Annotated in this window: 7 protein-coding genes and 3 pseudogenes; 4 read left to right on the forward strand and 6 right to left on the reverse strand. The window is 62.1% G+C overall.

The features are described from left to right. Positions 1 to 2700: pseudogene (locus JCM25143_RS18130) on the reverse strand (homocysteine S-methyltransferase family protein); the annotation flags it as partial. Positions 2701 to 2928: 228 nt separating this feature from the next. Between JCM25143_RS18130 and JCM25143_RS20820 the strand changes: the two are divergent. Further along, complete coding sequence (locus JCM25143_RS20820) at positions 2929 to 3504, forward strand: hypothetical protein (RefSeq protein WP_025860816.1); 576 nt, start codon at positions 2929 to 2931, stop codon at positions 3502 to 3504. 21 nt (positions 3505 to 3525) lie between these two features. On the opposite strand, the gene JCM25143_RS08670 is transcribed toward JCM25143_RS20820, so the two are convergent. Further along, the gene (locus JCM25143_RS08670) at positions 3526 to 5658 is read right to left on the reverse strand and encodes a TonB-dependent receptor (RefSeq protein ID WP_025860817.1); all 2133 of its coding nucleotides are present in this window, start codon (positions 5656 to 5658) and stop codon (positions 3526 to 3528) included. On the opposite strand from JCM25143_RS08670, the gene JCM25143_RS21985 reads away from it, so the two are divergent. Continuing rightward, positions 5639 to 5809: a hypothetical protein gene (locus JCM25143_RS21985; RefSeq protein ID WP_159101620.1), complete on the forward strand. Its 171-nt coding sequence runs from the start codon at positions 5639 to 5641 to the stop codon at positions 5807 to 5809. The genes JCM25143_RS08670 and JCM25143_RS21985 overlap by 20 nt on opposite strands. Before the next feature lie 369 nt (positions 5810 to 6178). On the opposite strand, the gene JCM25143_RS08680 is transcribed toward JCM25143_RS21985, so the two are convergent. The 4 genes and pseudogenes from JCM25143_RS08680 to JCM25143_RS18145 form a co-directional block, all read right to left on the reverse strand. Next, the gene (locus JCM25143_RS08680; protein WP_025860818.1) at positions 6179 to 6844 is read right to left on the reverse strand and encodes a PqiC family protein; all 666 of its coding nucleotides are present in this window, start codon (positions 6842 to 6844) and stop codon (positions 6179 to 6181) included. After that, positions 6841 to 7796 (reverse strand): annotated as a pseudogene (locus JCM25143_RS18140) (MlaD family protein). The gene JCM25143_RS08680 and the pseudogene JCM25143_RS18140 overlap by 4 nt, the downstream one beginning before the upstream one ends. 6 nt (positions 7797 to 7802) lie before the next feature. Further along, entirely contained in the window at positions 7803 to 8603 is an 801-nt protein-coding gene (locus JCM25143_RS08690) for an ABC transporter ATP-binding protein (protein ID WP_025860819.1), read from the reverse strand. 3 nt (positions 8604 to 8606) lie between these two features. Next, positions 8607 to 9772: pseudogene (locus JCM25143_RS18145) on the reverse strand (ABC transporter permease). A 279-nt stretch (positions 9773 to 10051) separates the two neighbouring features. Between JCM25143_RS18145 and truB the strand changes: the two are divergent. Beyond that, complete coding sequence (gene truB / locus JCM25143_RS08700) at positions 10052 to 10966, forward strand: tRNA pseudouridine(55) synthase TruB (RefSeq protein ID WP_025860820.1); 915 nt, start codon at positions 10052 to 10054, stop codon at positions 10964 to 10966. Between the two features lie 26 nt (positions 10967 to 10992). Beyond that, positions 10993 to 11262 (forward strand): 30S ribosomal protein S15, encoded by a 270-nt coding sequence (gene rpsO, locus JCM25143_RS08705; protein ID WP_025860821.1) that lies wholly within the window; start codon positions 10993 to 10995, stop codon positions 11260 to 11262. The last annotated feature ends 96 nt before the right edge of the window (positions 11263 to 11358 follow it).

The following is an 11358-nucleotide window of genomic DNA, read 5'->3' on the forward strand; positions in this document are numbered from 1 at the left end:
CGCGCACAGCGCGCACGGCGGGCGCGGGCGGCCTCGGCATCTACCGGGCCGTAGCCGCGTGTTTCAGCGGTTTCAGGCGTGCGGGTGCGGGTTGTCTTGCCAGCGCGGCGTGTCTGCACGGCGGCCAGATAGCCATCAAACCCGCCACCTGCGATCTGGTCCATGAGGGTCAGCCCGTCAAAGGCATCACGCGCATAGGCCACGCGCCCGATAGGCGAGTAGGCTGCCACGCAGTCTTCCTCGACATAGTTGCGTGTCAGGGCCGCACCGCCCAGTAGCACGGGCGTTTCCAGCCCGGCGCGGGCGATTTCCTCAAGGTTTTCGCGCATGATCACGGTGGATTTCACCAGCAGGCCAGACATGCCGATTGCATCGGCCTTCTGCTCACGCGCCGCCTCGATCATGTCGGCCACCGGCACCTTGATCCCCAGATTGACCACCCGGTAACCGTTATTGGTCAGGATGATGTCCACAAGGTTCTTGCCGATATCATGGACATCGCCCTTGACCGTCGCCAGCACGATTGTGCCACGGCTCTGGCCCTCGGTGCGCTCCATATGCGGTTCCAGCCAGGCCACGGCGGCTTTCATGGTTTCGGCCGATTGCAGCACGAAGGGAAGCTGCATCTTGCCCGAGCCGAACAGTTCGCCCACCACCTTCATGCCGTCCAGCAGCACGGTGTTGATGATGTCCAGCGGTGCCATGGTCTGCATGGCTTCTTCCAGGTCGGCTTCCAGTCCCTTGCGGTCGCCATCCACAATGCGGTCTTTCAGGCGGCCGGTGGCGGTTTCGGCCCGCTGGCGCGTGACAGCCTCGGAGGCTTTGCGGTCCGCGAACATGGCCAGCATGGTGGCCAGCGGGTCATACCCTTCGCTACGGCGGTCGAAAATCAGGTCTTCCGCTACCTTGACTTCCTCAGGGGCGATCAGGTGCAGCGGGCGGATTTTCGAGACATGCACAATGGCCGCCGTCATGCCCGCGCGCACCGCATGGTCCAGATACACCGAGTTGAGCACCGCGCGTGCTGCCGGGTTGAGCCCGAAGGAGATGTTCGACAGCCCCAGCACGATCTGGATATCGGGGAAAGCCTCGCGGATCATGCGAATGCCTTCCAGCGTCCACTGCCCCAGCTTACGGTCATCTTCCGCGCCGGTGGCGATGGTGAAGGTCAGCGGATCGATCATCAGGTCCGACTGGGGCAGGCCGTGCGTATTGCACGCAAAATCCACCAGCCGGGCGGCAATGCGCAGCTTGTCCTCGGGTTTGCGGGCCATGCCCACTTCATCAATGGTGAGGGCCACCACCGCCGCGCCGAAACGCCGCGCAAGGGTCAGGCGGTCATCGGCGGGGCCTTCACCATCTTCGAAGTTGATGGAGTTGATGATCGGCTTGCCGCCATGCAGCTTGAGGGCCGCCTCGATCACGGGGGTTTCGGTCGAATCGATCACCAGCGGTGCGTTGACGGAGGAAGTGAAGCGCGTGATCACCTCATCCATTTCCGCGCGTTCGTTGCGGCCTACGAAAGCGGTGCAGATATCCAGCGCGTTCGAGCCTTCGCGCAGCTGGTCGCGGCCAAGGGCCACGCAGCCATCCCAGTCGTGGCTTTCCTGCAGTTCGCGCCATTTCTTGGAGCCGTTGGCGTTGCAGCGCTCACCAATGGAGAAATAGGCATTTTCCTGCCGCAACGGCACCTGACCGTACAGGCTGGCGACCGACGGCACCCAGTGCGAAATGCGGCGCACAGGGGCAGGGCGGTGGTAGCCGGTGCCCTCGGCACGGCGGCGCAGCATGGCGTCCAGCGCCTGAATATGGGGGGTGGAGGTACCGCAGCACCCGCCGATGAGGTTAAGCCCGTCCTCGGTAATGAAGCGCTCAACCATGTGGCCATTTCCTGCGGGGACAGGGGGTAATGGGTCTGGCCATCCACCAGTTCGGGCAGGCCCGCATTGGGCTGGGCGGAAATCAGGCGCGGCCAGTTTTCGGCCAGCCATTTGACATGCTCGGCCATTTCCTGCGGGCCGGTGGCGCAGTTCAGGCCGATCAGGTCGGCTTCCAGCGCGTGAATGACCGTGGCTGCCGCCGCAATGTCAGGCCCGACCAGCAGCGTGCCGGTGGTTTCCACCGTAACCTGCACAAAAATGGGCAGTGCTGTTCCGGCTTCGGCGCGGGCGCGCTTGACGCCGTTGACAGCGGCCTTGATCTGCAGCGTGTCCTGACAGGTTTCGATCAGGACCGCATCCACCCCGCCTTCGATCAGCCGCGGGTCTGCTCGGTCAGGGCCTCTTCCAGCGTGTCGTAATCGATATTGCCCAGCGAGGGCAGCTTGGTGCCCGGCCCCATGGAGCCCACCACATAGCGGTGGCGGCCATCGGCAAAGCTGTCCGCCGCCTCACGCGCCAGAAGGGCGGAGGCACGGTTGATTTCGCGCGCGCGCTCGGTCAGCCCGAACTCGCCCAGCGTTATGGGGGACGCCCCGAAGGTGTTGGTTTCCACCATATCGGCCCCGGCCTCGTAATAGCCGCGATGGATCTCGCGGATCAGCTCGGGGCGGGAGAGGGTCAGCACTTCTGTGCAGTTTTCCTGTCCCCAGTAATCACGCTGCACGTCCAGATCGAGCATCTGGATACGTGAGCCCATGCCCCCGTCACAGAGCAGAACGTGTTCACGCAGGGCGTCGAGAAGGGGCGGACGAGAGGACATGGGCACCATGCAGCCAGACAGGAAAGGAAAACACACCCTGAGAAAAAGGGTGTTGAGGGGGCCGGACGCCGGGCGGGCCTTGGGGTCTGCCGGGTCACGCCCGCTTCTTATTTCAGAGAGACGCAGGGCTGTCCAGCATTCGCGCGGCACAAACGCTGGGGAGCGTGCATGCGGCGTACCCTCATGCCGGGGCTGGACAGTACGTGCCCGCAAGGCCAGCATTCGGCCATGACCCAACCCGTTTGCCTCCCTTCTGCACCCCGGCGCGATGGCCGCCTGTCCCTGTGCGTGACGGATCAGCCCCTGCTTGCATTACGCCCGGTGGGTGGGGTGGCGCTGGTGCGTGTGGGTGTTCAGGGCGAGGCATCGGCGGAGGAAACGCCACCCGGTTGGGCGGGTGTGTGGACATGGCATGCCCCGCCACATGTGGTTGCGGATACGTCCACTGCGCTGCCTACGCCCGGCCCCGTGTCATCCAGCCCGGCTGGTGCTGCGGGAGCGGGCTCGGCTGGGCGCAGGCCGCCTGTTGGCGGGGCGATGTTTCGCCCATTTGTGGCGGAAAGCCTGCCACCGGGGGCCGGAGGCAATCAGCCCCCCGGTGGTGGGTGTGTATGCTGTGTGGGTGTGGGAGGGCTGGACCGTTTTCTGCTGGCCCGTGCACAGGAGCATGTGCGCGGCGCAGGCCCGGCCTTTCATGGCCTTGTGGTGCTGTGCCCGGCAGGCACGGCGGAGCAGGTTCGGGCCATGGTGAAGGGTTCCGGCCTGCTGGCGGCCTTTTATGCGCTGGAACCCGCCCCTGTCTGATATGGCGTTACGCTCTTACACTTACATATGCAGCGTGAGCTGGAAGGTAAGCGTGCGGCCCGCCGCAATGCGCGAGTAGTTGGTGTAGATGCGGTCGTAATAGAGCTTGTTGGTCAGGTTCTGCAGGTTGGCCTGCAGGTCGAGCGAGGGGGTAATCTGGTAATTGGCCACCAGATCGAAGCGGGTATAGCTCGGCACCCATGCGGTGTTGGCTGCGTTGACATAGCGCCTGCTCATGAAGGTCAGCCCACCACCCACGCGGAACTGCGGCAGAATGCGGTAGGTTGTCCACAATGTAACGGAATTGGCTGGCGTATAGGGAAAGCGCTTGCCCACATTGGCACCCGTGGGGCCACCGTTGGTAATGGTGCTGTCCAGATAGGTCCAGCCGCCGAATACATCCCATTTCTTGGTCAGTGATCCGGCAATGTTGATTTCCGCCCCGCGCACGCGCTGCGTGCCAGCGTTGATGGTATTGCCAAACCCGTCTGAAACCTGTGCGTTGGTCAGGCGGCCCATGAACAGCGCGCCGGTAACGGAAAGATGCTCATGCAGCAGGTCGGCCTTGGCCCCGACTTCGACATTCTGTCCGTTTTCGGGGGCGGTGTTGTAGTTCTTGCTCGAAACCGTGCCCAGACCGTTGGCAACACCGTTCACCCCCACCGGGTTGGACGCGGTGGCGTAGGAAAAATACAGGCTGACCGGGCGGATGGGCTTGTACACAATACCCGCCTGATAGTTGATGAAGCTCTGGTTGTTGGCGATGCCGTAATCACCCTGCACGGTGGAGTTCATGAATCGGTCAAAGCGCACGCCGCCATTGATGAATACGCGGTCGTCCAGCATGCTCATGGTATCGAATATATAGGCCGAACCCGTGGTCAGGTTGGTGTTGAGGTTGGGGATGCCCGGCTCGCCAATGGTAATGGAGCCATTCCACGGCGCGTAAGGTGACCATGCGCCCAGACTGCCGGTGGAAACACAGTTATAGGCCACCGAGCAGGGGCCGCCGTTGCGCAGGTTGTTGCCCTGCGCGTCACGCACGTAATACTCGCTGCGGGTTGAGCGCTCGCGCGAAAGCTCGATGCCGAAATTGACGCTGTGGTGGATGAAGCTGGTTTTGAACTTGCCTGACACCATGGCCTGTTCCTGAAAATTATCCGTGTGGAACAGGCCGGATTTGGCCTCCATCAGAATGGTGTCGGTGCTGCCGCTCTTCCATTGCGGGTTGGTGGCGATGAAGTTGTACTGGGTGGATGTCCATTGCAGCGTGTTGCGGAACACAAAGCTCTTCCACAGGTCGCGCTCCAGAATGACCTGCCCCATATCCGTGGTGCTGTGCTCGAAATCACGGTTTTGCAAGGCAAAAACCGTGCTGCGCGGGATAGCCAGCGGCTCATGCGTAGTTGAGCTATAGGGGGCTGAATAGTCCGGCAGGTCGGACGAATACATATGGTAATAGCCCAGCGTCAGGCGTGTGGGGGTGCCCAGCCCGAACGAGAGCGAAGGGGCCACACCCCATTTGTACCCCCCAATCGGGCCGCGCCCGGCCACGTTGGCGTCATCCCCCATGGCGTTCATACGAAAGGCCGTGTGGCTGCCAATCTGGCGGTTGATATCCAGCGTGCCGCGCTTGTAGTCAGCCGTGCCGAAACCAAGCTGCGTGGTCAGGAAATTACCGAGCTTCGCTTTTTTGGTGGTGATGTTGATCTGCCCGCCAAGGCCGCCGCGCCCGCCATAGACCGAGCCGGGGCCTTTGAGAATTTCAATATCTTCCACATCAAACACTTCGCGCGAGGACACACCACTGTCGCGCATGCCGTCGATATACATGTTGCTGTAGGAGCCAAAACCGCGAATGACCGGGTAATTGCCCCCCGGCACGGCATAGGCATCACCCCCGCGAAAGCTGATGCCCGGCACGGTGCGGATGGCTTCCTCGAACGAGGTCGCGTTGACCAGCTTCATTTGCTCCTGCGTGACCACCGTGATGGAACGCGGCGTATTGAGCAGCGAGGCTGTCATTTTCGGGTTGAGCGATTTGGTAACAATGGCGGAGCGTTCGCCCACCACGGTCAGCTTTTCCACGTTGTCCGGGGTGGAGGTTGTGGCGCTGTTCAGGGGCGCGGCATGGGTGGTGGCACCATTGGCCACGGGCGGCTGTGCAGCCTTTGCGGGGGCTGCGCCGCTGGGTGTGGCGGCTTTGGTCGGGCTGGTGGCCACGCCTTGCTTGGGCGTGGTGGTAGTGCTGGCTGTTGCGGCTATCGCGGTGGAAGACCCCACAAAGGAAACGGCGGACGCATGAGAAGCGCAGGGCAGGCCCTGCGGCGTGGGGAGCGGGAAGACATGAAACCTCTGGATGCGTTAGTAGTGAGAATAAATCGCAACTACCGAGCGCATTAAGGGTGCGTCAATGCGAATAAGAATTAGTAAATTTTTTTAGAAGTGCCTGACAGAAGGCCCAATCGCGGTTTTTTGCGCTTTTTTCCGATCAGGGTCTGCAACAACAGCGGGAGGATTGCTTCTTGCTGTTGCAAATCAGTCGCAACTTTTGCGCAGGGCATAGGCCCGGTGTGGCCCTTGAACTGGTGAAAGGCCGCGTGTTGCCGATGTGGCAGGGGTGATTGATACGGGCAATAAAAAAACGGCGGCGCATGCGCCGCCGCCGGTTGGCTTAGTGCTGGGCCGTGCTTGAAACCGGCAGGTCGGCATTAACCTTGTCTGCCAGAAGGATAACCATTTTACGCATAAGGGCCGCGACATCGGCATCGGTCGTAACAGGGCCGGTCATGGTCAGGTGCGCACGATCGCGGATCAGGGGCTTGCGCGGGTCGGCTGGCAGAATGGCCCAATGGGCATCGAGCGTTGCCTGACCGTTCATGTCTACGTCAAAGCGCGAGATATCCACCTGCACGCGCATTGTGGCGGCATCGGCTAGAGGCTGGTCGGTAATCAGCATGGACGGATGAAAGCCCGCCATTTCATTGGCGATCAGGTCCGTAATGCCAATAGACAGGCGCGTGGCCCAGCGTGAGCGCGGGCTACGGACGATTTCCTCGCCCCGGCGCACCACCATATCCTGCGAGTCCAGATAGTCGGGAATAACCACGTTGCTGACAGCAACAGTCTCCGCCCTGCTGGACAGGCTAGGCCGGTTGGGCTGGCTGCTGTTTTCATCCGAAGGCATGCCCAGCGTGTACAGGCGCAGCGGTGGGGCGGCACACCCGGCAAGACCAAAAGCCGTGCCGACCGTCAGGCCCGTGAGCAGCATGGCGCGCAGCACCGGGTTGCGGGTGCGCTGCGAAAGGGCGGAAGAGCGGAAGAGCGGCAGGCGGATCATGGGCGGCGTCCCATCAGCAGCAGTTGCGGGTTGCGTTCGACATCGCTGGCAAAGCCGCGCAGGGCTGCGGCCGTGGCCGCTATGTCGCGCAGGGCGGCGTCCAGATTGGCGCGGTCGGTGGAGCGCGGAGACAGCACTCCCTGAAGCGAATCCAGCGTTTTGGTGGCAGAGGCCAGCGTGGCGTGCAGGTCCGCCCCACGGGCGTCGAGCTGTGCGGTGCCCGAATCCAGCATGGTGTCCATCTTGTTAAGCGTGACTACCAGCTTGTCCTGCAGGGTGCGAATGGCCTGTGCGGCAGCATCCACAGCCTCGCGCGACTGGTCGGAGGTCGCCTTCATGCTGGCCACCAGCGGCGGAAGGTCATGCTGGAGGTTGTTGCTCAGATCGGTGATGGACAGCAGGGCCGTATCCACATGGCGGCTGATATCCTTGACCGGGATCTGGCCCAGCGAATCCTTCAGCTTTTCCATGGCGGAGAGCCGCACCGGAATTTCGGGCAGGTCGGTAATGCGCGGGTGTAACTCGGGCGGCACGGCCTTGTCGAAATCCAGTTCGATATTGGACTGTCCGGTCACGAAGCTCTGCAGGTTCAGCTCAGCCCGCAGCCCGCTGGAAATCAACTGCTGGATGCTGATGCTGGTGCCGCCCGGCCCATCACGCACGACGTGAATCTGGTCGGGCTCGAGTGTCAGCACCACCGGAATATAGGCCTTGTGGTCCATCGGGTCGAAACGCAGGGAAATGCTTTTGACCGTCCCGACCTTTACGCCACGGAAATTCACCGGAGCCCCCACCGCCAGTCCGGTAATGGAGTTCTGGAACACAACGGCTGCCTCGCGCGAGGGCGAGAAGAGCCGCATGTGCCGAAGGCCATGACAATGCACAGTGCCAGCACCCCGCCAAAAATGACGAAGGCACCCAGCACTGTCTTGCGGTTTGTGCTTTCAGACATTGCCGTTCAGCCTTCCGTCGTGGTGGGGGATGAAAGAGAGGAGACACGGTTCATGAAGGCCCGCACCTCTGGAATATCGCTACTGTCGCGCAGGGTGCGCGGCGCGCCATGTGCAATGGCGGTATGGGTTGTGGCGTCAAGGAAAATGCCGTCATCCGCAATGGCGAACAGGCTCGGCAGTTCATGGCTGACGATAATCACCGTTGCCCCCAGCCCATCGCGCAGGGTCAGGATCAGGTCATCCAGCCGGGCGGAGGTAATGGGGTCTAGACCGGCGGAGGGCTCGTCAAAAAACAGGATATCCGGGTCCAGCGCCATGGCGCGGGCAAGGCCCGCACGCTTGCGCATGCCGCCCGAAATTTCTGACGGATACAGGTCTATGGCGTGTTCCATGCCCACAAGCCCGAGCTTGAGTTCCACCAGACGGCGGATAACAGGGGGCTTGAGGTCAGTGAACATTTCCATGGGCAGGGCCACGTTTTCGCCCACTGTCATGGAAGACCACAGTGCACCGCTCTGGAACAGCACACCAAAGCGGTGGTTGATATCGGTGCGGCGGCGCTCATCCTGCGCCCAGTAGTCTTCTCCCCCCACCAGAATCTGCCCGGTAGTGGGGCGCAAAAGCCCGATCATGCTCTTGAGCATGGTGCTTTTGCCGCAGCCCGAACCACCCATGACGGCAAACACGGAGCCGCGTTTAACGTCGAATGACACGTTCTGCTGGATGATCTTGGGCCCGAAGGACAGGGTAAGATCGCGCACGGCAATCAGCGTATCGTCCGTGGGCTGGGCTGTGGGTTCGGTCATGCTTCAGATTCCCAGCGCATTGGCCAGCACGGCAAACACCGCATCCATGGCGATAATGCCCACAATGCCGATCACCACCGCACGGGTGGCGGCCACGCCTACATCGGCCGCACTGCGCCCGGCTTTGAGGCCCACCCGGCAGGCGGCCAGAGCAATGAAGCTGGCGAAAAAATAGGACTTGATGAAGCCGAAAATGAATTCCTTGAGCTGCACCCCGTCGAATGTCGCAATCCAGTAGCCTGTGGCGGATACGTCCATCATGCTCATGGCCACCACAAACCCGCCGAAAATGCCAATCAGCGTGCCGTAGAGATAGAGCAGCGGCATCATGATCGAGAGCGAGATGATGGAAGGCAGCAGGATATAGCCGAAATGGGAATGCCAAAGACCTGAAGCGCGTCTATTTCCTCATTGCCCAGCATGGTGGAAATACGCGCGGCATAAGCACCGCCGGTGCGCCCGGCCATGATGATGGCCGTCATGATGGCGGAAATTTCACGCGCGCAGGCAATGCCCACAAGGTCGGTTACATAGATTTCAGCCGCGAAGCGGCGCAGTTCCACCAAGCCCACAAAGGCCAGAATGGCGCCAAGCAGAAAATTGACCACCCCCACGATCAGCAGCGCATTGGGGCCTGCACGCCAGATATCGCTCAGCAGGTCCTTGCCGCGCATGAAGCTTTTGGTGGTGATGGCACGCACAGCTCCTACGGTGCTCTGCGCCATCATGTCGGTCAGAACGCCGGTTTCTTCCAGCACGTCGAGCGTGGTCTGCCCGGTGCGGGTAAACAGGTTCTTCCTGACAAACTGCGAGGGAGTGGCCGGCGGGGGTGTGGGCGGGAGCAGGGCCAGCAGGCGCTGGGTGGCATCGGGCAGGATGGAGACATCGAATGTCAGCCCGGCGGCCGTTGCAGCCTGCTCCACTCCCCACAGAAAGGAAATAAGCGCCGAATCCCACGCCCCTACCCCCTTGGCGTCTACCTGCAGGCTCTGCCCGTCTTTCAGGTCTTTCAGCGTATCGGCATCAAAGGTGGGCACGCCGCCTTTGGGTACGGTCCACGTTCCTTCCAGCACAAGGCGGCCGCCCTGTTCGGTGGGAACAATGGACCAGGCCGGGGCCGGGGTGTCCGCGTCCGATGGCGCGGCGGAAGGGGAAAGGGCTTCTGTCATGCGTGATGGCAACACTAAGGCAAGCGGACCGGGCTGGCTAGACCCGTACGCCACGCTCATGCGTGATGGAACGCGCGGGTGGTTACGGCGGAAAACCGGCATCCGGGGTGCATGCGTGGGTGAGGCAGACCGTTTGGGCAGCCCAGCCTTGCGGGGGTGGGGCGGAGTTGCCTGTGCGGGCGCGCGGTTTTCCGGTTCGCGGGGTGGGTGAATGCGTGCGAGCATTGCCCCCGCGCGTGTGAAAGGGTAGACGCACAGCCTGATAAAAAGGAAGTTCCTATGCGACGCAGACGCGGTCGGCCGCTGAATGGCTGGCTTATTGTGGACAAACCCTCAGGCATGACCTCCACACAGGTGGTGGGGTATGCGCGCCGGGTGTTCGATGCCCAGAAAGTGGGCCATGGCGGCACGCTCGACCCGCTGGCGACAGGGCTTTTGCCGCTGGCTTTCGGCACGGCCACCAAAACCGTGCCTTATGTTATGGACGGCACCAAGGTCTATCGCTTTACCCTGCGTCTGGGCGAGGCGCGTGACAGTGACGATGCTGATGGCACGCCGATTGGCACATCCGACGTGCGCCCGACAGATGAGCAGCTTCGTGCGGTTCTGCCTGCCCTTACAGGCAATATCATGCAGGTGCCCCCCGTATTTTCCGCGCTCAAGGTTGGTGGCGAGCGGGCCTATGACATGGCGCGTGCCGGTCGGCCGCCTGAACTGCCGCCCCGCCCGGCCAGAGTGGACCGTTTCGAACTGATTGACCGCCCGGATGCCGATACGGCGGTGTTCGAGGTGGAATCCGGCAAGGGGGTGTATATGCGCTCCCTCGCACGTGATGTGGCGCTGGCGGCGGGCACGGTCGGGCACATTACCGTGCTGCGGCGGCTGCGCGTGGGGCCTTTTGTCGAGGCCGATGCGATTATGCTGGACAAACTGGCGCCAAACGACGAAAACGCCCCTGCTTCCGCAGACCTTCTCTGTCCGGTTGAGACCGCGCTGGCCGACATCCCGGCGCTGGCCCTGACTACGGATGAGGCGGTTCTTCTGCGGCACGGGCAGAAACTGGGGCTTTTCGGGCTTGAGGGGCGCATACCCCCCACCGATGAGCAGGGGACTTTACGTGTCATGGAAGGGGAGCACGTGCTGGGCATAGGCCGTCTGGAAGACGGATGGCTGAAACCGGTGCGGATTCTCTAGATCCTATCTGTTTATGGAGACATGTGATGTCGATTACCGCTGAACGCCGTACGGCGCTTATTGCTGAATACCAGACCACCCCGACCGACACCGGTTCGCCGGAAGTGCAGGTCGCGATCCTGACCGAGCGCATCAACAACCTGACCGAGCATCTCAAGACCCACGCGAAGGACTTCCATTCCCGTCGTGGCCTGCTCATTCTGGTTGGCCGTCGCCGCAGCCTGCTGGACTACCTGCGTGGCAAGAGCCAGGCTCGTTACGAAGCGCTGATCGCCCGTCTGGGTCTGCGTCGCTAATCTTTAATATGCGCCGCTGAGCCTTTGGGCTCTGGGGCTGTTCCCGCACTATTCTGCCTGTTTTTATGGGTAGGCACGGTGCGGGAGCAGCCCCGC

Origin of the sequence: Acetobacter papayae JCM 25143, from assembly GCF_000613285.1 — a bacterium.
GTDB classification, from domain to species: domain Bacteria; phylum Pseudomonadota; class Alphaproteobacteria; order Acetobacterales; family Acetobacteraceae; genus Acetobacter; species Acetobacter papayae.